This window comes from Caballeronia novacaledonica (assembly GCF_900258035.1).
In the GTDB taxonomy this organism is placed as follows: Bacteria; Pseudomonadota; Gammaproteobacteria; order Burkholderiales; family Burkholderiaceae; genus Caballeronia; species Caballeronia novacaledonica.
In genome coordinates this window covers 59921-81534 of the sequence record NZ_OGTP01000004.1, presented here as the reverse complement: position 1 = coordinate 81534, position 21614 = coordinate 59921, and the positions used below count along the sequence as shown (strand labels likewise).

21 protein-coding genes and 1 pseudogene are annotated in these 21614 nt (G+C 61.5%); 10 read left to right on the top strand and 12 right to left on the bottom strand.

Features of this window, described 5'->3' with window-relative positions:
- Positions 1-11 precede the first annotated feature (11 nt).
- From acuI to NOV72_RS08365, 3 genes are all read right to left on the bottom strand, one after another.
- Positions 12-998, bottom strand: coding sequence for an acrylyl-CoA reductase (NADPH) (gene acuI / locus NOV72_RS08375; RefSeq protein ID WP_106854358.1), 987 nt, complete (start codon positions 996-998; stop codon positions 12-14).
- A 62-nt stretch (positions 999-1060) separates the two neighbouring features.
- Entirely contained in the window at positions 1061-2239 is a 1179-nt protein-coding gene (locus NOV72_RS08370; RefSeq protein WP_106854132.1) for an MFS transporter, read from the bottom strand.
- Positions 2240-2276: 37 nt separating this feature from the next.
- A complete protein-coding gene (locus NOV72_RS08365; RefSeq protein ID WP_106854131.1) occupies positions 2277-2903 on the bottom strand; it encodes a cysteine hydrolase family protein in 627 nt (208 codons plus the stop codon).
- Positions 2904-3234: 331 nt separating this feature from the next.
- Here NOV72_RS08365 and NOV72_RS08360 point away from each other — a divergent pair, with 331 nt between their 5' ends.
- Together NOV72_RS08360 and NOV72_RS08355 are read left to right on the top strand one after the other, a co-directional pair.
- On the top strand, positions 3235-3525 hold the full coding sequence (locus tag NOV72_RS08360; RefSeq protein WP_106854130.1) for a muconolactone Delta-isomerase family protein: 291 nt from the start codon (positions 3235-3237) through the stop codon (positions 3523-3525).
- 67 nt (positions 3526-3592) lie between these two features.
- A complete protein-coding gene (locus tag NOV72_RS08355; RefSeq protein ID WP_106854129.1) occupies positions 3593-4186 on the top strand; it encodes a hypothetical protein in 594 nt (197 codons plus the stop codon).
- 2 nt (positions 4187-4188) lie between these two features.
- Here the strand turns inward: NOV72_RS08355 and NOV72_RS32630 are convergent.
- Positions 4189-4352 (bottom strand): annotated as a pseudogene (locus NOV72_RS32630) (fatty acid desaturase); the annotation flags it as partial.
- A gap of 83 nt (positions 4353-4435) precedes the next feature.
- On the opposite strand from NOV72_RS32630, the gene NOV72_RS08345 reads away from it, so the two are divergent.
- Both NOV72_RS08345 and NOV72_RS08340 read left to right on the top strand, forming a co-directional pair.
- Complete coding sequence (locus NOV72_RS08345) at positions 4436-4840, top strand: ArsR/SmtB family transcription factor (RefSeq protein WP_245932947.1); 405 nt, start codon at positions 4436-4438, stop codon at positions 4838-4840.
- Positions 4818-5339: an SRPBCC family protein gene (locus NOV72_RS08340; protein ID WP_106854127.1), complete on the top strand. Its 522-nt coding sequence runs from the start codon at positions 4818-4820 to the stop codon at positions 5337-5339. Before NOV72_RS08345 ends, NOV72_RS08340 begins: the two co-directional genes overlap by 23 nt.
- A gap of 216 nt (positions 5340-5555) precedes the next feature.
- On the opposite strand, the gene NOV72_RS08335 is transcribed toward NOV72_RS08340, so the two are convergent.
- From NOV72_RS08335 to NOV72_RS08325, 3 genes are all read right to left on the bottom strand, one after another.
- Positions 5556-6128 (bottom strand): YbhB/YbcL family Raf kinase inhibitor-like protein, encoded by a 573-nt coding sequence (locus NOV72_RS08335; RefSeq protein WP_106854357.1) that lies wholly within the window; start codon positions 6126-6128, stop codon positions 5556-5558.
- A gap of 526 nt (positions 6129-6654) precedes the next feature.
- Positions 6655-6888 carry a DUF2934 domain-containing protein gene (locus tag NOV72_RS08330; RefSeq protein WP_106854126.1) on the bottom strand — a complete coding sequence of 78 codons (234 nt, stop codon included), beginning with the start codon at positions 6886-6888 and terminating at the stop codon, positions 6655-6657.
- 178 nt (positions 6889-7066) lie between these two features.
- Complete coding sequence (locus NOV72_RS08325; RefSeq protein WP_216858864.1) at positions 7067-8557, bottom strand: SulP family inorganic anion transporter; 1491 nt, start codon at positions 8555-8557, stop codon at positions 7067-7069.
- A 537-nt stretch (positions 8558-9094) separates the two neighbouring features.
- On the opposite strand from NOV72_RS08325, the gene NOV72_RS08320 reads away from it, so the two are divergent.
- The 3 genes from NOV72_RS08320 (at position 9095) to NOV72_RS08310 (ending at position 12476) form a co-directional block, all read left to right on the top strand.
- Positions 9095-9712: a flavin reductase family protein gene (locus tag NOV72_RS08320; RefSeq protein WP_106854355.1), complete on the top strand. Its 618-nt coding sequence runs from the start codon at positions 9095-9097 to the stop codon at positions 9710-9712.
- A gap of 93 nt (positions 9713-9805) precedes the next feature.
- A complete protein-coding gene (locus NOV72_RS08315; protein WP_106854125.1) occupies positions 9806-11476 on the top strand; it encodes a purple acid phosphatase family protein in 1671 nt (556 codons plus the stop codon).
- 475 nt (positions 11477-11951) lie between these two features.
- Positions 11952-12476, top strand: coding sequence for a phasin family protein (locus NOV72_RS08310; protein WP_181290919.1), 525 nt, complete (start codon positions 11952-11954; stop codon positions 12474-12476).
- Positions 12477-12521: 45 nt separating this feature from the next.
- On the opposite strand, the gene NOV72_RS08305 is transcribed toward NOV72_RS08310, so the two are convergent.
- Genes NOV72_RS08305 through NOV72_RS08295 form a run of 3 tightly spaced genes read right to left on the bottom strand, consistent with a single transcriptional unit; the run spans position 12522 to position 16422 of the window.
- A complete protein-coding gene (locus NOV72_RS08305; protein ID WP_106854123.1) occupies positions 12522-14579 on the bottom strand; it encodes an ATP-binding protein in 2058 nt (685 codons plus the stop codon).
- Positions 14580-14585: 6 nt separating this feature from the next.
- On the bottom strand, positions 14586-16088 hold the full coding sequence (locus NOV72_RS08300; protein ID WP_106854122.1) for an ATPase domain-containing protein: 1503 nt from the start codon (positions 16086-16088) through the stop codon (positions 14586-14588).
- Positions 16078-16422, bottom strand: a complete 345-nt coding sequence (locus tag NOV72_RS08295) for a HigA family addiction module antitoxin (RefSeq protein ID WP_106854121.1) — start codon at positions 16420-16422, stop codon at positions 16078-16080. Before NOV72_RS08295 ends, NOV72_RS08300 begins: the two co-directional genes overlap by 11 nt.
- A gap of 159 nt (positions 16423-16581) precedes the next feature.
- On the opposite strand from NOV72_RS08295, the gene NOV72_RS08290 reads away from it, so the two are divergent.
- The 3 genes from NOV72_RS08290 (at position 16582) to NOV72_RS08280 (ending at position 19967) form a co-directional block, all read left to right on the top strand.
- Entirely contained in the window at positions 16582-17412 is an 831-nt protein-coding gene (locus NOV72_RS08290) for a CHAD domain-containing protein (RefSeq protein ID WP_106854120.1), read from the top strand.
- Between the two features lie 283 nt (positions 17413-17695).
- Positions 17696-18061 (top strand): NUDIX hydrolase, encoded by a 366-nt coding sequence (locus tag NOV72_RS08285; protein WP_106854119.1) that lies wholly within the window; start codon positions 17696-17698, stop codon positions 18059-18061.
- 88 nt (positions 18062-18149) lie between these two features.
- Positions 18150-19967: a phospholipase D-like domain-containing protein gene (locus NOV72_RS08280; protein WP_106854118.1), complete on the top strand. Its 1818-nt coding sequence runs from the start codon at positions 18150-18152 to the stop codon at positions 19965-19967.
- 155 nt (positions 19968-20122) lie between these two features.
- Here NOV72_RS08280 and NOV72_RS08275 read toward each other — a convergent pair whose 3' ends face one another.
- Positions 20123-21130, bottom strand: coding sequence for an alpha/beta hydrolase (locus tag NOV72_RS08275; RefSeq protein WP_106854117.1), 1008 nt, complete (start codon positions 21128-21130; stop codon positions 20123-20125).
- Positions 21131-21132: 2 nt separating this feature from the next.
- Positions 21133-21600: a DUF3331 domain-containing protein gene (locus tag NOV72_RS08270; RefSeq protein WP_106854116.1), complete on the bottom strand. Its 468-nt coding sequence runs from the start codon at positions 21598-21600 to the stop codon at positions 21133-21135.
- Positions 21601-21614 lie beyond the last annotated feature (14 nt).

Genomic DNA, 21614 nt, shown 5'->3' with positions numbered 1-21614 from the left:
CGACAACGCGGTCACGCGCTTACGTCGACAACCGTGCGGCCCTGAATCCTACCCTCCAGCATTCGATGTGCAATGGCGGGAACGTCGGCGAGACCGACCTCGTGCGTCGTACGGGCCAGCTTTTTCAGATCGAGGTCGCGCGCGAGCCGCGTCCACGCCTCGTTACGCACGTCCTGCGGAGCATTGACGGAATCGATGCCCGCGAGCGTGACGTTGCGCCGGATGAAAGGCAGCACCGATCCGGGCAGGCTCGCCCCTTGTGCCAGGCCGCACGCCGCGACCACGCCGCGATATCGCGTCTGGGCCAGCACATTCGCCAACGTGTGATGACCGACGGAATCCACGGCTCCCGCCCATCGTTCGGGGCCGATCGGGACACCCGGCTCCGAGAGCGTTTGCCTGTCGATGATTTCGGCCGCGCCGAGGCTGCGCAGATAGTCGGCCTCCTCCTGCCGTCCGGTGGACGCGACCACGCGATAGCCGAGTCCGGAAAGAATCGCGATGGCGATGGAACCCACGCCGCCATTCGCGCCCGTGACGAGCACGTCGCCGCGCTCCGGCGTGAGGCCGCCATGCTCGAGCGCCAGCACGGCGAGCATGGCCGTGTATCCGGCCGTGCCGATCGCCATGGCGTCCCTCGTGGAGAGCGTCGCCGGGAGCTTGACCAGCCATTCGCCCTTCACGCGCGCCTTCTGCGCGAATCCGCCGTGATGCGTCTGGCTCAGATCCCAGCCGTTGACGACCACGCGGTCGCCGGCTGCGATGCCCGGAAACGCAGACGCCTCGACAGTACCCGCGAGGTCGATGCCCGCGATCAACGGAAACGCGCGAATGATCTCCGCACGTCCGCTGATGGCCAGTGCGTCCTTGAAGTTGACGCTCGAGTATTCGACCGAGATCGTCACGTCTCCGGGCGCGAGATCGCGTTCATCCATCTCGACGATGTGAGTCGAAATCGCATCGCGCGACTTCGTTGCGAGTAGGGCCTTGAATGTCATCGGTTGCTCCTTTGCGGAATGCGTCCATCGGCGTGCGGGGCGCGGTTGCCTCGCGTTTCCCATTACGTCTGTCCGCCCGCGAAAGCGGAATTCCATCGACGGTAAGCGAGTGAATTAACTGCCACGGCCGCAAGCGAAAGCAAAACGCCGACGACAGCGAGCCCGATCCACGCGGCGTGAAGCGCGCCCACGCCGCCGAGCGCCGCCCCGAACGCGCCGCCGAGGAAATACGAAACCATGTAGACGGTGTTGAGGCGGCTGCGTGCTTCGGGACGCAGCGCATAGATCCGGGCCTGGTTGGCGATGAACGTCGCGCGATTGCCGAGGTCCAGGAGCACCATGCCGGCGACGAGCCACGCCAGGCCGTGCCCGCCCGCCGCCACGAACGCGAACGCCACGGCGACCGTCAGCGCGCCAGCCAAGGCGATCTTGCGGGCGCCGATCCGGTCGACGATCGCGCCGAGTTGCGCCGAGATCGAAAGACCGACGATGCCGACGAGTCCGAACGCCCCGATCGCGGCAGGACCGAAGTGATACGGCGGCCGCACGAGCAGCGCGGCGAGCGTCGCCCAGAGCGCGCTGAAGGCGGCGAAGACGAGAAAGCCCATCGCCGCCGAGACGCGCAGCATTCGTTCTTCACGGACCAGCCGGCCGAGCGAGCGCATCAACTCGCGATAGCGGATCGTGACAAGCCCCGTCGCGATCGGCAATTCCCTCACGACAACGAGGAGCGCGAGATCGATGACGGCGGCGATCACGAAAATCGAGCGCCAACCCAGCAGCGCGCCGACGACGCCGCTCAACGTGCGCGCCAGCAGGACGCCGGAGGAAAGCCCGCCGAGCAGCGAGCCGACGATGCGACCGCGTTTCTCCGGCGCCGCCGCACCCGAGACGGCCGGAATGATGATCTGCGCGGAAATCGCCGTCATGCCGACCAGGAAGCTGCATAGCGCGAGCGCGAAGAATGACGGTGCGATCGCGCAACCGACCAACGCCACCGCATTCGCGACGACTGCCCGCGTCGCGAGCGTGCGTGGCTGAACGCCGTCCGCCAGCGGCACGAACAACAGCAATCCGATGGCATAACCGAGCTGGGTCACCGTGGCGATGACACTCCCGCGCGCCGATGGCAGCGCGAACGCCGCCGCGATCTGCGGCAACAGGGACTGGTGATAGTAGATGGGTGAGACGGCCAGCGCGCAGCACAGCGCCATCAGAAAGACCTGACGCGGGGAGATCATGGTTGTCGTCGCGAAGTAGGAGGGAATCGATGTGCGCTCAGGCTTTCGGCAAGGCTTCGACGAGTTCGGCGGTGCTGACGATGCTGTGCGCATAAGTCGGCCCGTTCAGTTCGTGCGCCGCATGCATCATTTCCCGCCGGAACGCGGCGGTCGCGTCCTTCACGAGCGTGACGTGGTAGCCGAGTTCCATCGCATATCGTCCCGTGGCCTCGATGCAGGTGTTGGCGAGCAGACCCACGATCACCACGTGCGTCACGCGATGCTGCTTCAGTTGAAAATCGAGATCCGTATTCGCAAAGCCGCTCGAACCCCAGTGTTCGAGCGCGACGATGTCGCCGTCTTGCGGCGCGAAGTCGGGGTGCCATTCGCCGCCCCACTCGCCTTTTGCGAAGTGATGACCATCCATGATCTTGCGCTGGCTCGGGCTCGGATGACACCAGCACCGATAGTCGCCAGGCTGCCATCGGCGATGCGGGACATAGACGACCTGAATACCGGCATCGCGTACAGCGCGGTTGATGGTTCGAAGGTTATCGAGCAAGCCGACTTCCCTCGCGATGTTTTCGACGAAAGGCCAGACCTTGCCGCCTTCGGACAGGAAGTCGTTGTAGGGATCGACGAAGAGTAGTGCAGTCGACCGGGCGTCATAGGCGATCTGGCTCATTTGCGCTCCTTGCAAGGTTGCACACGGAAATGTGCGTTCGGCATGGCTCGTTTCCAGTTGACCGTTCAGCCTGAGACGAACCCTGTAGCTGACTGCATTGTAGATATGTTTTTCATAGTGTCAAGAGAAAATGCGTGCTCTCCGTCAGACTCGAACATCCGTGCGAAAAAGACTTGTGCTAAACCGTGCTTGAAAAGCTAAAGCACCGTGTTACTATGTTTTTCATATTTTCGATGCACGGCGAGTCGCCCTCGCTACCCCGGCGCCGGGTTTCGGTGCCATTCGCACGAAGCAAGGCACCCAGGCGCATTGCTTCTTTCAGGAGCGCAACATGCAATATCTCGTGATGATTTCCCGTTCAGAAAACGCGTCCTCCATGTCCGTTGGCAAACAGGACATCGAAGCGGAGGCCGAATATGTGCGCCGTCTGTACGCGTCCGGCGTGGTTCGACAGATATGGCTGCGCGCCGAAGGCGGCGCCTGCATGATTTCGGAAGCAGATGACGAAGACCGTCTGAATCAGCTTCTTTCGGAACTTCCGCTGGTGAAGTCGGGGTTTCTCGCCGCGCCGCAGATCAGCCAGTTGCGCTCTTACTCGGGATTCGGTCCGCGCAGCAACTGAACATGACGTCGGGGCGGCCGCTTCATTGGCGGCGCCCTCTCCAGTCAACGTCTTCTGGATCAAGGTCATGACACGCTGGAATCTTTTCGTTGTACTTATCGTAATCGTTTCATTGTTTGCGACCGCAGCCTATGCACTGGCGCCCGATCAGGTGCAATCGCTGCAATATGCGGTGCGCGCGACGGCCCGCACGTCGTTCGTCTTATTTCTGGCGGTCTTCATGGCCGGTTCTCTGGCAAGACTGTGGCCGTCGGCGATTACCGGAGCATTGGCGGGAGAGCGGCGATACATCGGACTGTCGTTCGCGTTTTCGCATCTTCTGCACGCGGTGGCGCTCGTGGTCTATGTCAGGACGGCGCCCGAGGCATTCTGGGCCGGGCGCACGCCCGCGACGAACATACCGGGTTCGATCGGCTATCTGATGATTTTGCTTCTCGCCCTCACGTCTTTCGCCGTGCCGGCGCGTCTCGTCGGTCCTGCGAACTGGAAGAGGCTGCATCGCACCGGCGTATGGATACTCGCCATCATTTTTGCGGGTTCCTTCTTCACTCGCGCGCATCAACATGCGGGCTATGTCGTTCCCGGAGCGATCATGGTCGCAGCAATGTTGTTGCGAGTGGCTACAGGATTGGCGCCGCGAATCTCACGATCGAACTTCTGAGCCTAAGATATCCGGTTGCACGCCTTGTATCCAGGGTGGACCGAAGTATCGGTCTCATGCCATGCGTGGCGTTTCAAGAGCTCCCAATACCCTCCATTCCTGGCGGCGTACGCCGATATTCATACGGCAGCAAATACCAAGACAGATGCGGAAGATCCTGATGAACAGAGCGCGCGAAGGCTTTTCGGCGAAGCCGTTGAAGGGTTTTACTCGGGCAGACTATTAGTTGCTTTCTAGTGCAGCTTCCCCTTGTCTACAGTCGATCCGCGTGCAATACTGAACCAAATGGCTCACTATTCACAATCCGCTCGATTCGACGCCTCGTTCGCCGCGCTGTCGGATCCCACGCGACGAGGCGTGCTGGAGCAGTTGATGCGCGCCGACGCGTCCGTCACGGACCTCGCCGAGCGGTTCCACATGACGCTGACAGGCATGAGGAAGCACATCGGCGTACTGGAGCAGGCGGAACTCGTCACCACGGAGAAAGTGGGACGCGTGCGGACTTGCAAGCTCGGCCCACGCCGCCTCGAGGAAGAGTCGGCCTGGATCGAGAACTATCGCCAACTGTGGGCCGCGCGCTTCGACGCGCTGGACACAGTTATCGAGGAACTCAAACGCAAGGAGAAACGTGATGGTCGCAAGAAGAGAGAATGAGCCTGCCCGCACGAGCCACCGCACGACGTCGGAACGGAAGTCCGATCGCGAGATGGTCATCACGCGAACCTTCGACGCCCCGGCGCAGCTCGTCTTCGAGGCGTGGACCACGCCCGAGCTGTTCAAACAATGGTGGGTGCCGAAGTCGAGCGGCGCAACCCTGCTTTCCTGCGAACAGGATGTCCGTGTCGGCGGCGGCTATCGCCTGGAGTTCGCGCATCCCAAGGCTACGTCGCCCATGGCGTTCTTCGGCAGGTATCTCGAAGTGGTGCCGAATGCCCGCCTCGTCTGGACCAACGAGGAAAGCGAGAATGGTGCAGTCACGACGGTGACCTTCGAAGAAAAGGATGGCAAAACGCTGCTGGTGATGCACGAGCTTTATCCGTCGAAGGAAGCACTCGACGTCGCCATCGAGGGAATGGACGAAGCGATGCCCGAAACGTTCGAGCAACTGGACGAATTCCTGATTGCCCGTGGCACGGGCGCGGAGCGGACCTGACCGTCAAGCGAGCGCATGACGAGCACCGGCGGAATGTTCGACCGCAAGTGCATCGGGCGGGCCGCGTGCCTCGCTGCGGAAGGGACCAGTATTGCGTTTCTACGTCGTCGAACCTCTACATCGAGAACCCGGAACAAAGCAAGCTACACGCTGAAACACACGGCATATTCACGTATCGCAGCCGTTCCGGGCTCGAATCTCTCACCGGCGTCCCACTCACTCCATCGAGCGATGATAGTGCGCGACATAGCGTGCTTGCCCTATGACCTTGCCGTGCATCTGATAAGCGACGAGCGCCGGACTGGACGCCGCTTGCACGTCGATGCTCGACACCCTGAGCGCCGAAGCCGTCACGACGTATCGATGCGATTCGCCTTGTGGCGGGCAAGGTCCGCCGTAAGCCGAGGCGCCGAAATCGGTCAGCGTTTCGACCGCGCCGGCCGGCAGCAGCTTCGCAGTACCCGATGCGCCCTTTTCGATCGATGTCTGCGACGGCGGAATATTCACCACTTGCCAGTGCGTCCAGCCGAGGCCGCCCGTGGGCGCATCCGGATCGTGAATGGTAATGACGATGCTCTTGGTTCCGGCCGGAACATGTGACCACGAGATGCGCGGCGACACGTTAGCACCGTGACAGCCGAAACCACCGTACACCTGTTCGTTTCCGAACTGACCTCGATCCAGACCATCGACCTTGACTGAAAACGGTTCGGCGGAAGCGAGCGCCGGCACGATCGCCAGCAAAGTCGCGCAACAGATCGTGCCTCGCAATGCGGCATTGCGTTTCATGCTGATCTCCGAAATGGGAAGAAGTGAGAAGTCGTTGAAGCCGGCGTCCCGAAACATAGTTATGTCGCAATCCTAATCATAGGAAGGTCGAGGCAGCCGTTGAAGGCAATCGTTATTCGAAGTTGGCGGCATGCAACATCACTCGCGAAACGCGCCTACTTCGAAACCGATTGTAGGATCGCGCTGTCAATCACGGTAGAAACTCGAAAGCGATCACCGTGTTGTACGAGCGGCAACAATGCCAATTCATGCGCTGAAGCTCTCCGAGCGGGGCTTCGTCGACGTCTGGCGGAAGAAAATTAAAACGCCCGACGGGGATTTTTTTCTTAAACGGATTCCTAATACATTTCGCGCGTCGGCGCTGCGGCAATACTTTTGCTATCCGCACATTGTGAGCGGAAAACCGGTTCGCGTGAGCACCGTCGATCCGTCCCGCTCGCTGGCGCGAAGCCATCGCGCGCGAACGCAAGCCCCAAGCAGGGGCAATGTGGGCCTCGATCTTGCAAGTTATCAGCGTGCGTCTCGATCACTTTCCCGTCGCGCTATTCCGTTCCTCCGCGTTGCGCTCGCGCTCGTCGGGCGTTGCATCGGCGTTGCCATTTGCTGCCCGGCCCGCCGCGCCGTTTTGCGACTCTTCCGCTTGGAGCGAGGCTATCGCCTGTTGCCAGAATTCCTCGGCGCGTCCTTCGGGGCTGCCTTCGCGCTCCCAGATTTCATACGCGCGACGACGAATGCGGTCTTGCTCTTTCTGATCGTCCATGACGTCCTCACTGATAAACGATGGCTCGGCCTTCGATCCCGAGGCGCTCGCCTCTCCTCAGGAGCAACCGCCGTGCCGCATGGCTTCCGCGATGCTTTCGATGAAAGCACGCGTCTTGCGAGCCAAGAAAGGCATCAGCCAAGGCGCGGGCGCACTTTCATGGCGGCGTCAAATCAGCTCACCCGACGTTCAGCTTGCCGCTCAAACGGGCGTGGAACGCGTGGCTGCGCTCATCCAGTCCGGTCATCCTCACCTCGACGCCGTGCTGCCGATATCGCAACTGGATGGCGTCGAGTGCAGCGACCGTCGATGCATCCCAGATCTGCGACTTCGTAAAGTCGATGATCACGATGCGCGGGTCCATCGCGTATTCGAACTGGTCGACGAGGTCGTTGCTGCTGCCGAAAAAGAGCGGCCCATGCACTTCATAGCGCACGCTCTCGCCATCGTCGGAGACCGTGCGGATCGTGCGAATGACGTGCGCGACGCGCCTCGCGAAGAACACGGTCGCAAGCAGCACGCCGCCCGCCACGCCGACCGCCAGATTGCCCGTGTACACCGTCAGCGCGACCGACACAAGCATCACCGATGTCTCCATCAGCGGCATGCGGCGCAGCGTCGAAGGATGCAGGCTGTGCCAGTCCACTGTCTTGACGGCGACGATCATCATCACGCCTGCGAGCGCGACCATCGGGATATGCGACATGACTTCGCTGAGCGCAGTGATCAGCAACAGCAGCGTGGCCGCCGCCGCGAGCGTCGAGACACGCGTGCGCGCGCCGCCGATGCTCACGTTCACCACGGTCTGGCCGATCATCGCGCAGCCTGCGATGCCGCCGAACGCGCCCGCGCCGAGATTGGCGAGTCCCAGCGCCCACGATTCGCGCGACTTGCGCGAGCGGGTGTCGGTCATTTCGTCGACGAGTTTGGCCGTCAGCAGCGTTTCGAGCAGACCGACGAATGCGATGGACACCGCGGTTTGCCACACGATCTTCAACGTGCCGAGATCGAACGGCACCGTCCACGCGGTGAGACCGGGCAGATCCGACGACATGGGACCGTTGCCGCCGACGGTCGGCACGGCCCAGTGCAGCGCCACCGCGATCAAGGTCGTCACGATGATGGCGACGAGCGGCGCGGGCACGGCGCGCGTCAGGCGCGGCCCGATGAGCACGATCGCCAGCGTCACGGCGAAGAGCACATACACGGGGAGCGGCTGATTCACGAGATGCGGAATCTGCGCCCAGAAGATCAGGATGCCGAGCGCGTTGACGAAGCCGAGCATCACCGAGCGCGGAATGAAGCGCACGATGCGCGCAAGGCCGAGCAAGCCGAACGCGACCTGAATGAGCGCGGCGAGCAGCACGGCGGGCAGGATATACCCCGCGCCATGCGCGTGCGCCATGGGCCCGACGACGAGCGCGACCGAGCCGGCGGCGGCGGTGACCATCGCCGGGCGGCCGCCGAACAGCGATGTCACGACCAGAAGCACCACCGACGCGAACAATGCCGACCGCGGCTCCACGCCGGAAACGAATGCGAAGGAGATGACTTCGGGAATCAACGCGAGACTGGTGACGATGCCCGCGAGAATCTCGCGCATCCAGTCGATACGTGTTTCGGGCGCCACGCCGCGCGGCGCGTCATTCCCGGTGACGGGCATATTCATGGTGATATCGCTTGTTTGAAGACAGGAGCGGCCGGGAGACGGCGCATGGGCCTTGCTGGAGAGCGTCGAGACGTCACGACGCAAATGACGGCGCCCTTGCGGCGCCGGTTAGCTGCGGGCTATGACGTGAAAGAGGGGGATTTTAACAGCTTGGTGAAAATCGGCATCGATGGCGGCGCAGCGACCCGTTACGCGCGGGCCTCTTGCTATTGAGGCGAAGGCAGATTCAGAAGCGTGCCCAGCGGCTTCAGCGGGCCTATCGGGAGGAGGGAGAATGTCATCAGGTTCGCCTTCCCCAACGGAAGCGCCTCGAGCATTGCATGTGCCTGACCGACGTCCGTAACGTTCAGGATGAAGGCCACCCCGATCCGGACTGGAGCATGTGGGGACCTGGCTGGTGGGCATATCGAGGCTCGCGAAGCGACCGCGTTACTTCATCGAGCGATGAAACATCGATCATCGAAAGAGGCACATACTGAAGCGACATTGCACGATCATTCGCGCGATGACCGACGGCAACTCAGTAAGGAGGACACAATGCCCGACACTTCTTTTCAGACCATTGAGCCGAAAATCCTGTACTTCGGCACCCCGGTAGCGCTCGTCAGTTCGATCAACGAAGACGGAACCACCAACATCGCACCGATATCGTCATTCTGGGCGCTGGGCTGGACGATGATGCTGGGACTGCTGGACGAAACCAAGACAGCCGAGAACATGGCGCGGCATGCGGAGTGCGTCGTCAACATTCCGTCGCCGGAACTCTGGCGGCAAGTGGAACAACTCGCGCCACTCACGGGAAAGGACCCCGTTCCGGACATGAAGGCCGATCAGTTCAGCTACGAGAAGGACAAGTTCGAAGCAGGCGACTTCACGCCGATGGCGAGCGAACTCGTGAAACCGGCGCGCGTCGCGGAGTGTCCCATGCAGCTTGAAGCGAGGGTTCGCCAGTTGCATCGCATGGGCGGCGAAAAGCTGGAGCAGCTCGGCGGCGGCGTCGCGGCCGAAGTCGAGATCGTTCGCATGCATGCGGACGAAGCCTTCGTGAAGGAAGGAAAGCATATCGACACGCAGAAGTGGTCGCCGCTCATCTATAACTTCCGTCACTATTTCAGGCTTGCCGGAAAGGAGTTAGGGAAAACTTTCCGCGCGTAGTTCGCTTGCCCGCCTGTCATGGCGGGGTCATACGACTCGCCATAATGTCTCCCTGACGGAGCGCAATCCATCCCCATCAGGAGACATACGTCCATGGTCACGAAGAACCAGCAGGACGGCGCATCGGTTGCATCGCGCCGCGGATTTCTGAAGCTCGCGGGCGCATCGGGACTCGCGACCGCCGCGAATGTCGTGACCGGTCCTGCGCTCGCTCAGGCGTCGCATCCGGATGGCACGCCCGAACAGATTCATCTGACGTGGGGCGAAGATCCGACGAGCGAAGTGATCGTAAGCTGGGGATCGCTTGCGCAGGCGGTTCAGCCGCGCGTGCGCATCAGCACGCACGATGGCCACGCGCACGTCATCCACGCCGTGCAGCGAACCTACACCGATGGCCTGAACGGCGAGACCGTCTTCACGTATCACGCGCGTCTGCATGAGCTTCGCCCGCATACGACGTATCAATACGAAGTCACCGCCGACAACGACAGCAAAGCCGGCCAGCCCTTCACCGCCAGCTTCACGACCGCGCCTCGCGGGCGTCGCAAGTTCCGCTTCACGAGCTATGGCGATCTCGCCACGCCGAACACCACGTGGGTTTTGTCGTCGCCTCAAAGCCGCTTCGCCGTGCAGGCCGTCGAACGCTTCGAACCGCTGTTCCACTTGCTGAACGGCGACCTCTGCTATGCCAACCTGAATCCGGCGCAGCAGCCCGACGTCTGGCGCGACTTCGGCAACAACGCGCAGACGTCGGCGGCGAACCGGCCGTGGATGCCCTGCCCCGGCAATCACGAGATCGAGTTCAATAACGGCCAGCAAGGCTTCACGTCCTATCTGACGCGCTATACGTTGCCCGACAACGGCACGCATTTTCCGGGGCGCTGGTACAGCTTTCGCGTGAGCTCGGTGCTGTTCATCTCGCTCGACGCCGACGATGTCGTCTATCAGGACGGCGCCGCATTCGTCGCCGGACCCGCGCCGCTCGTGCCCGCCGCGAGCACGGGCAATGCCGCCATCGCGCCGGGCACGTCCTTCTATGTGCGCGGATACAGCAACGGCGAGCAGACGCGCTGGCTCGAACGAACCTTGCGCGATGCATCGCATGACGACGACATCGACTGGATCGTCGTGCAGATGCACCAGGATGCGCTCAGTTCATCGAAGACGGGGAACGGCTCGGACAAGGGCATTCGCGAAGCGTGGCTCCCGCTTTTCGATCGCTATGGCGTGGATCTCGTGTTGTGCGGTCACGATCACGATTACGAGCGCAGCCATCCGGTGCGTGGCTGCAATCATCACGCAGGCCGCGATGCGACGACTGGCGAACGCGTCGATACGTTGCAGCCGCGTCCCGTCGAAACATCGCAGCGGGCGAACGATCCCATCGACACGACGCACGGCACCATCCACGTGATTCTCGGCGGCGGCGGCACCAGCGCGCCGCTCGATGTCTACGGCACCGATCCGGGCAATGGCTTGCCGCAGGCGCAAGTGTTCACGAAACCGAATCGCCCTGTGCCGGGCGCGACGGCGGGCGCGTTCGTTCGCCCGGTCGCCGATGCGGTCGAAGACGCGATCTGGTCCGCGCAGCGCGATACGGGCACGGGATACGGCATCGCGGTATTCGATGTGGATCCCGGCGAGCGTGGCGGCAAGGCGTCGATCACGATGAGCTATTACCACGCACCCGGCGCCGACAAAACGCCGACCGCCGAATATGAACTCTTCGAGGCAGTGGTCTTCGAGAAGCAGTGCCGTCGATAGTCGGCATCCGGCGCGCGATCTTCAGCGTGGCAATCGGTCGGGATGAAGGCCAAATCGGCACTTGTTTGGACGATGGCTTTCGAGCGCGACGCAATACACTGGTTTCCGTGATGCAGGTAACACATCACACCGCCCGGACGCGCTGAGCAAACCGGCTTACCTGATCTTGCACCGGATGCAGCACGCGTCTGTTCTCGAGTTGTCGAAGTACTGCTGTCGGTCGTTTTTGGAAGCTCGCATTATCCGCAAGCCCCGGTGAAGGTTCTGCCGGGGCTTCGGCTTTTTGCGGTCACGAATTGAGCGGCCCAGCAATGCGCATTCCGCCGTGCGCGTACGAAAGATAAAGACCGAGCGTGCTTGAGATTTTCATCGCGACGTGGGAACCGCCGCGCGCCTGCTTCGTCTCAGCGTGAGATACGTCATGGTCCGCCGTCCCGCGCGGATCTTTTCATTCGACTCTTCAAAGGAGTGGTCAATGTTCCAGTATCCCGGTCAGTTCGCTTATCAGATTCCGTCTATCGCGCGTGCCAATTTGCAGGTGTTTCTCAACGTGACCGGACGCTTCGCGAGCGGTCTGCAAGCACTCACGGATTTGAACGTGCAAACGGTTCGGAAAGTCGTCGAAGAAAGCAACGCGCTCCTGCGCGCAGGCGACGAAGCAGGCGCCGGCGATGTGCTCGGCTGGCAATCCGTCATGTTCGCGCAATTGCCGCAGAAGGCGGCTTCGTACAGTCAGCATGCGCTGTCGATCATCACGTCGACGCACGACGACATGATCGGCGAAGTGCGCAATCAATACGAACGCAACGGCATCAAGTTGAACGAAATGACGAACGCCGCCGCCGACGATGTCAGGACGGCTGCGGAGTCGTCGGGCGAACTCATCACGAATCTGGCCGACACCGCGACCGACGCCGCACGCGACACGAGCGGCGCCGTTCTCGATGCAAGCGGCGAGATCGCGAAGACGACGCGTGCGTCGGCAAGGCGCACGGTCTGATAGAGGCGTGACGCCTGAGGCCGCGTGCGTGCCTCAGGATACGTCTCAATGCCTGGATGCCACCGCCTTGGTGATTTCCATCAAAAGCTGACTCTGCTGATACGGCTTGCGCAGTCTCGGCAGATTCGCTTCCGCGCCTTCCGGCAACTCGGCATAACCGGTCGCGAGAATGACGGGCAGCGCGGGCCTGAGCGTGCGCGCGGCGGTAGCCAGTTCGACGCCGGTCATTCTGGGCATCGAAAAGTCGGTGAGCAGGACGTCGACTTCGCGGCCGCTGCGCAAAATCTCGAGCGCGGCTTCGCCGGAGTTTGCTTCGATCACCTCTTGTCCAAGATCCTGCAAGAGATACGAAGTGCTGGACGCGATGAGCGGGTCGTCATCGACCACGAGTATGGTCGCGCGTATTTGCGGCGCTTCGGTCGAAGCAGGGTCGGAAGACTTGTTCGGCATTTCCTCTTCGGCGGCCCTGCTGCCCGAAACCGGAAGCCAAAGCGATGCACACGTTCCTCGTCCCGGCGTGCTTTCGAGCCGCAACGCGCCTTGTAACTGGCGCGCGAGGCCGTGAATCATCGAGAGGCCGAGTCCGGTGCCCTTGCCCACTTCCTTCGTCGTGAAGAACGGTTCCGTGGCTTTGGCGAGCGTCGCGGCGTCCATGCCCGTGCCGGTATCGCTTACGGTGACGCGAACGTAATCGCCGGCGGTCAGTTCGCCGTCGTCCGATGAATGAGCAAGCGCCACGCTGATGGTGATCGCGCCGCCGTCGGGCATCGCGTCGCGCGCATTGACGACGAGGTTCAGGATCGCGAGCTCGACCTGATTGGCATCGACCATCGTGAACGGAACTTCGCCGGCGGTATCGATCGTCAACTCGATCATCGAACTGATCGAGCGTTCGAGCAGGTCCGACATGCCGTCGACCAACGCGGACATCCGCACGGGTTCGACCTTGAGAACCTGCTGCCGCGCAAAAGCGAGCAGCCGCTGCGTGAGCGCCGCGCCGCGCTGCGCGCCCTTGAGCGCGCCTTCCACGAGGCGTCCGGCTTTCTCTCGGGGCGGCACTTCCTTTCGCACGAGTTCGAGATTCGCCATGATCGCCATCAGAAGATTGTTGAAGTCGTGAGCGATGCCGCCCGTCAACTGGCCGATCATTTCGAGTTTTTGAATCTGCCGAAGAAGCTCTTCCGTGCGTTCGCGCTGGCGGATTTCATCGAGGACCGCCTGATGCGCGTGTTCCAGTTGCGCCGTGCGCTCCAGCACTTTCACTTCGAGCGACTCGTTCAAACGGCGCAACTGATCTTCGGCGGTCTTGCGCGAAGTGATATCCGACGAAACGCCGACGAGCTGAACGATCCGACCGAGATCGTCACGCACGACACGCGCGCGAATATCCACCCAATGCACGGAGCCGTTCGGCCAGACGTTGCGATATTCGATGACATAGTCGCCGCCCGTTTCGATGCATCGCTTCACGGCCGCCTGCATCCGTTCCTGGTCTTCCGGATGAACGCTCGCGACCAGTTCGGCATACGTGAAGCTGTCATGCTCTCCGCGCCCGAAAATTCCCTTGCAGGTCGTGGATGCCGTGAGCGTCAGCGTGGCGAGGTCCAGCGTCCAGGAACCGAGCTGCCCGGCCGTCAGCGCGGTACGCAAGCGCGCTTCGCCTTCGTGCAGTTCGCGAATCCGCGCCCGCGCGTCGAACTGGCGATACCGCCCGCGCACCGCGGTCTCGACCACGCTCACGAACGTCGTCGGATGAAAAGGCCGCTCGATGAACGTGACGTTGCCGAGCGCTCGCGTCAGGCGTTCGGCCATCGGCCTGCGGTCGGCGCCGCCGGTGCGCCGTGTCAGAACGACGAAGGGAAAATCCGACCAGGGTGGCTGTGACGAAACCCACGTCGAGAGCGCGGCAAGATCGACGCCATTCAAGGCTTCATCGGCGACTATTGCACAGCAGACATCGTCCGCCAGCTTCGCACCGAGTTGCGGCACGTCCGCGCATGCCGCCGTATCGATTCCGGCCGCCGCCAGGAGCGCCTGCGCGACGGCGAAGTCGCGCCCCGAGGGGGTGAGGAGAAGTACCGGACATCGATCGATCTCGAACATGCGGCCTTACCCTTCCTTCGGAGTAAGCAGCGGCGCGGCCGAGTTTCCGACGAACGTGGGCACGCCGCGCAGCACGCCCTGAAAATCCTCCAGCGGCGCGCCCAGCACGAGTCCCGTTGCGCCGATACGAAACTCGCGTATCGATTCTTCGTGCGCACCGGTGCGCTTCTTGATGACCGAAACGGCGCGCCGTACGCGACCGAGCGCTTCGAAGTAACGAAGCAGGATGACCGTGTCGGCGAGATAGGTCACGTCGACCGGCGCTTTCATGTCGCCGACGAGGCCATGCTGCGCAACCGTCAGAAACGTATTGGCGCCCTGACGGTTCAGATACTGCAGCAACTCGTGCACATGAAGCACGAGCGCATTTTCTTCGGGCATGGCGGCCTGATAGCCGTTGAGGCTATCGATGACGACTGTTTTCGCGCGCGCCGTATCGACACTCGCACGCACACGATGCGCGAACTCGCCCGGCGAGAGTTCCGCCGCGTCGAGTTGTTCGATATGGAGACTGCCCGCGTCCCGCATCGCTTCGAGATCGATACCCATGATGCGGAGCCGGTCGAACAGCAGCCCGAGTTCTTCGTCGAACACGAATAGCGCGGCCTTCTCGCCTCGCCTGACCGCCGAGGAGATGAACTGGATCGCAAACAGGCTCTTGCCGGTTCCCGCGGGCCCGAGGATCAGCGTGCTCGATCCCTGCTCGATACCGCCGCCCAGCAGTGCATCCAGTTCGGTCACGTCGCTCGTCATCTGGGTGCGCGCGAAACTCGTGCGATGCTCGCTCGCCACGAGCCGCGGAAACACCGACACACCGCCGTGCCTGATCGCGAAGTCGTGATAACCGCCGCGAAATTGCTGGCCGCGATACTTGAGCACTTTCAGACGACGTCGCTCCGCCCCGTATTGCGGCGACAACTCCTCCAGCTTGATGACGCCGTGCGCCACGCTATGGACCGTCTTGTCCGCGGCTTCGGAAGTGAGATCGTCGAGCAGGAGCACGGTCGCATCGCGCCCGGCGAAATAATGCTTGAACGCGAGAATCTGCCGGCGGTAACGCAAGGAACTCTGCGCGAGCAGCCGGATTTCGGAAAGGCTATCGATCACGACGCGCTTTGGTTTGACGCGCTCGAACTCGCCGAGAATCAGCCGTGTCGTTTCACCCAGTTCGAGATCCGAGGAATAGAGCAGCGTTTGCTGCTGATCCGGATCGAGCAGGTTTTCGGAGGGACTGACTTCGAAAATGCTGATCTCATCGCCGAGATGCCAGCCATGCGACGCCGCGCCCTTGCGCAATTCCGGGGCCGTTTCGGAGAGCGTGATATACAGACATGGCTCGCCGAGATCCGCACCGGCCATCAGAAAACTGAGCGCGATGGTCGTCTTGCCGGTGCCCGGACTGCCCTCCAACAGAAACACGTTTCCCCTGCTCAAACCGCCGACGAGGATGTCGTCGAGTCCGGACACGCCCGTTCGAGCGTATTGTTGCGTTACGGTGTTAGCGTGCATCGGTTGCTCCGAGCTGCTTCATCGCGATGCGAGAAAGCCGATATCTTGGAATGTGCGGCAGCGCATCTGCCAACGATGTGCGAGCGTCGCGGAGATCATGCGCGCATTGCAGTTGAAGCCAATACGTTGCCGAAATTCCGCATAGCGCTTCCAGCCGCACCGCCATTTCAGGCGTGAGACTGGCGCTGGCGTCGAAGATTCGATGCAGCGTCTGACGAGACACGCCCAGATCTCGCGCCGCCTGGCTCACGGAGAGGCCCAGGCCCGGCAGCACGAAGTCCTTGAGAAGAACGCCGGGATGGCGAGTTACATGGGAAATAGCTGCAACGGTCATGTCGGGTGTAACCTCCTGCGTGACACCCGACCGAGCATATCACGAAGCCCGGCGCGAGAACGCCGGCGCAGGACGAACACAAAAGCAAAGAACAAGCCCGCTCCGGCGGTACGGAACTTGCCTCCGCGATAAGACCACTACGGATACGGAGACACTGCCGTGACGACCGACGATACCCACCGCGCCTCGGAGCGCGAAGCAGTAGCCGAAGCGAACTTCGCAACATACGCCGACCCGCTCGTGCACGAGGCCATCGAGGAAGCCTCGGCTCTGAAAGATACGGCCGACGCCGAGAAACTGCACAAGCTGCGGGTCGCCTTGCGCCGGCTGCGGACACTGCTATGGGCATACCGGCCGATACTCGACGAGCAGTTCGACAACGAACAGCGCGCAGTCTTGAAGTTTCTCGCGAACGCGGCGGGAAACACCCGTGACTGGGACATACTGATCGGTCTCGTCGAAGACAGGAGCGACGAAGAACTGTTAAACGTCTTCCGACAAAACAGAAAAGAAACCGCGGACAGAAGCCGCGAGACGCTGCTGAATTCGGACCTGACGAAGCTGCTGCGCGAAGCCATCAGCGAAGCGAATCGCGAATTGAACACTTCCGCCGTGCGTACGCCCTTGACCAAATTCGCGCGAAAGCGTGTATCGGCGGCGCAAAAGCAACTCAAGAAGCGCATGCAGCATGCATCGAAAACCGGCGGCTCGGACTACAACTCTTATCACGACGTCCGCAAAGCCGGGAAGAAAGTTCGTTATCTGATCGAATTCTTCGAACCGCTTTTGCAGAAAAGGCAACGCAAAAGTTTGAAGGAGTTGAAACAGTTGCAGAAGCGTTTCGGTGGATTGAACGACGTCGTCGCCAGCCGGAATCTGCTGACCACGCATCAAGGGTCGTTGCCGGATGAAGCGAGCGCCGACGCCGCGCTTCGGCTGCTCAAGAAGGAACAAAAGCGCCGACTGAAGGCGGCATCCAGGCTGTTGTAGCAGCACGGGCCATTGCAATGCCGCGCGCTCGACGATCCGCGCGGCCGAGTTTCTGAAGCGTGACGCGCGCCGCTCTTTACCCGCACATTTGCATTCGACACGGCCAATCACGTCTTGATGACTCTTTTATGTCACGAAATCAAATTTGCACGCGTCGCAAACTAATTATTCGTTGGCGAATAACGCTGATTTTGTAATAGCATTAGCGCACGCTGCGCGCGCGTGACGCGCAGCCGGAGACACCTCAAGCATCGACACCAAGAAAAAACGCGGAGTTCAAGTTTTGAAGAAACGCGCCACTGTCATCTGTCGAAAAGGCAAACGAATCCTGCTCGTCGCAAGAGAGTCCAAATGGGCGCTGCCAGGTGGAATGCTCAAACGTGGCGAGCATCTGCCCGATGCGGCGCTTCGCGAGCTCAAGGAAGAAACGCAGCTTTCCGGTAAGTCCGCGAAGTATCTGTTCGACTTCAAGAGCAAGCAGAAACATCATCACGTTTTCTATTGCGACATTTCGAGCCGGGCGAAGCCGCGTCCGAACAACGAAATATCCAAATGCCGCTGGGTGGAGCTCGAAGACGTTCGACGGCTCATGACCAGCGCCCCGACTGGCGACATCGTCAAACTGGCCAGTCAAAAGCGGAAGAAGTGAACCCGCGCCGCCGTGATCGAGCGGCCGGAGCAGCGTCATAAATGTCACACGAGTCTCATAGCATGGCTGTCATCAAAGCGAGGTAACGATGGCCATCCAGATTCGTGCTTATCTATCCCCTACTCTCGTGCTGTTGGCGCTCGACTGGGCCGCAGGCAAAACGCGCGCCGATTTTCTGGGTTTCGCCATTCAGCGCTCGCCGGGTTTCTGGTCGGCCGACGGAAAACACCGCGCGCCGACGAGCTGGCTTCCTAACCGGCTGACCTTCGATGGCCCTGTCCCGAATGGTCATCCGGACGCGCCATCCAATGTCGCGCCCATTCAGAAATTCATGTGGTGGGACGCGAGAATCGACGAACCCGATCGCGAAACATCGTTCGTCTACACGGCGTGGCCCGTAGTCGGAAGCGCGAGCGATCCGCAGCTTCTCGACGACGAGCAGTCCCGGCTGACCATTACGCTGCCCGCTCATATCGAAGACGGCATCGGCACGTGGTTCAATCGCGCGGTCGTGAGTTCTCAGGCATTCACGCGCAAGGTCGCCGCGATGGGCCTCGATCCATCGAAAGCGCCGCCCGCCGACAAGGCGCTCGTGCTGCGCCGCTGGCTCGCCAACGATCTCGAACAGAGCTTCGATGCCGCATTCGATCACGCGACACGCGCGGCAAGCGCCATCTATCACCTGACCGACGATCTATGGGCCATACCCGCGTTCGCACGTTTCGCCAAAGCGCAGGGCGCGCACTCGACGGCTATCGTCTACGATTCGCATCCGGGCGATGCCCCGAAGGGACAGCCCAAGCCGCCTTCGCCGAATCAGGAAGTCGTCGATGAACTGGGCAAGGTGATCGACTTTCATCCGCGCAAGGCGACGAACATCATGCATAACAAGTTCATCGTCACCGATGCATCGTCGAACGCGGGAAAGCCCGCGCGGGTGCTCACCGGTTCCGCGAACTTCACGACCGAAGGGCTGACCGAACAGGCAAACTTGCTGCATCTGCTGAACTCGCCGGAACTCGCGCAACTCTATAGCGACCGCGCAGCCGCGATCGCGAGCGACCCGTCGCTTGCCGCGACGAAGAAACTTCCGCAGGGCTGGAGCGGCGCGTTGCAAATCGGCAGTGCGTCGGTGCGCGCTTCGTTTTCGCCCGAGCCGAACGACAAGCGCATCGAGATCGACACGATCGTGCAGGCGATTCAACGGGCAAAGCATTCCGTGCTGTTTTGCCTTTTCTCTCCGACGGACAAAGCCTTGCGCGACGCATGCTTCGCCGCCGGAGACAAGGGCTTGATGATGTTCGGTCTCGTCAACGCAATCTCGCAGCGCGCGGCCGAATCGGGCGAAGAGAAACAGAAACAGGGCGACAAGCTGAACGCGACACAGCTCACGAGCATCAAGCTCTATCACCGCAGCAAGGATAACCGCGATGTCGTCGATGGCCGGTACTTTTCCAGCGCCACCGTGCCCGAAGGTTTCGACGTCGAGATGCAGCTCTTTCCCGGCGAAAAGCGGCCGCCGTATCCGCCCGTCATCATCCATCACAAGTTCCTCGTGATCGATGCCGAAGGTGAGCAGCCCATTGTGTACACGGGTTCGGCGAACATGAGCAATAACTCCGAGCATAACAATGACGAAAACCTGCTCGAGATAAGCGATTCTCGTATCGCGGCCATTTATCTCGCGGAGTTTCTGCGGCTCTATGAGCACTACAGGGCTCGCGCGATAGCAATCGAAGCCAAGGTGCAAAAGAAGAAAGCGCGCAAGCTGGCGCTGGAGCCGGACAGGCACTGGGCGGACAAGTATTACGTCGATGGCAGTCCGGAGGCGAAAGCGCGCATCGCGCTGGCCGCCGCGCCCGAGGATCGCACCGAACCGCAGCGGCCGGCGCTGGCTTCCGCCTGACAAGCGCGCCGCCGCCGCTGCCTTGCCCGGCTTCGTGATCCAGATGAGCGGAATTAACACCATCATGACGATGGCCGCGGCCCGAGAGCCAGCCGTGCGCGAGAGCGACCGGCAATGCATCGTGATGTTCGTGCCTATAAAGCTATTCGATCGATCTAATAGCTCGCGACTTCGATCACCGCATCCGCAAAGGCATTCGGTGCCTCTTGCGGCAAATTGTGGCCGATGCCGCCGGAAATCGTCCGGTGCGCGTACTTGCCGACAAACTTCCTCCCATACGCCGACGGCTCCGGATGGGGCGCGCCGTTCGCGTCGCCTTCGAGCGTGATCGCCGGAACCGTGACGACGGGCGCCCGAGCAAGCCGCGATTCGAGTGCGTCGTACTGCGGCTCGCCGTTCGAGAGGCCTAGCCGCCAGCGGTAATTGTCTATCACGATCGCAACGTGGTCTGGATTCTCGAACGATCTGGCGGAACGGTCGAACGTGGCATCGTCGAAATGCCATTTCGGCGAAGCGAGTTGCCATATGAGCTTTGCGAAATCGCGGCGATTGGCTTCGTAGCCGAGCTTGCCGCGTTCCGTCGCGAAGTAGAACTGGTACCACCACGCGAGTTCCGCCTTCGGCAGCAACGGCGTCTTGTTGGCCGCCTGATTCCCGATCAGGTAACCGCTCACCGAGACCAATGCCTTACAGCGCTCCGGCCAAAGCGCCGCGACGACATTGGCCGTGCGCGCGCCCCAGTCGAATCCACCGATGACCGCGTTCTGGATCTTCAGCGCATCCATCAACGCAATGACGTCGACGGCAAGCACCGATTGCTGGCCATTGCGCACTGTGTCGCCGGACAGGAAACGCGTCGTTCCATGGCCGCGCAGATGCGGAACGATCACACGATAGCCCGCCTGCGCAATTCGGGGCGCGGCATCGGCGAAGCTGTGGATGTCATAAGGCCAGCCATGAAGCAGTATCACGACCGGACCATCGGCCGGACCGAGTTCCGCATATCCGACATTCAGAACCCCCGCATTGATCTGCCTGATCTTGTCGAACGAAACATTCGATGCTGCAAACGCGAACCGTCCGATACCGAGTTCCACTGCGCCCGCGCTCATGGCGGCAGCGCCCAGGAGACGCCGGCGACGCGTGTCGATTCCATCTGTCACAACTACTCTCCTCTTGAGATTGCCAGTGCTTCACACTGCTCTTGAAGTACCACGCTCGCTTCCTCCGGAACCGCCGACGCAAGAAGCATGTATTCACGATTCGCAGGCGAGTGGCGTTCGCCGGCGTGCGGACGGTACACGGCATCGCCGGGAAGAATCTGCGCGCCGCTCAATACGCAAAGAGATGCCTTACGTGCGACGCCTTTGCGCCACATTTGAGCGGCATAGTGCCCGGACTGAGAATCGCTCCAGCACACGCTCAATGTCTGCGACGAAGGCTGCTCGATCACGAAGATGCGCGCAGGAACGCGTTGCTCATCGACAGGCCCGAAGTTCGCCACGCGCCTCTTTCGGCGAGATGTTCGTTCAAGGCCGTGCACATGGTTTTCGGATTTCGGCCGATGCTGCTCAGGTGGTAACAGTGCAATCAATGCACGTCGGACGATGTCGTCTTCGATACGGCAAGTCATAACAGTTCACCTCG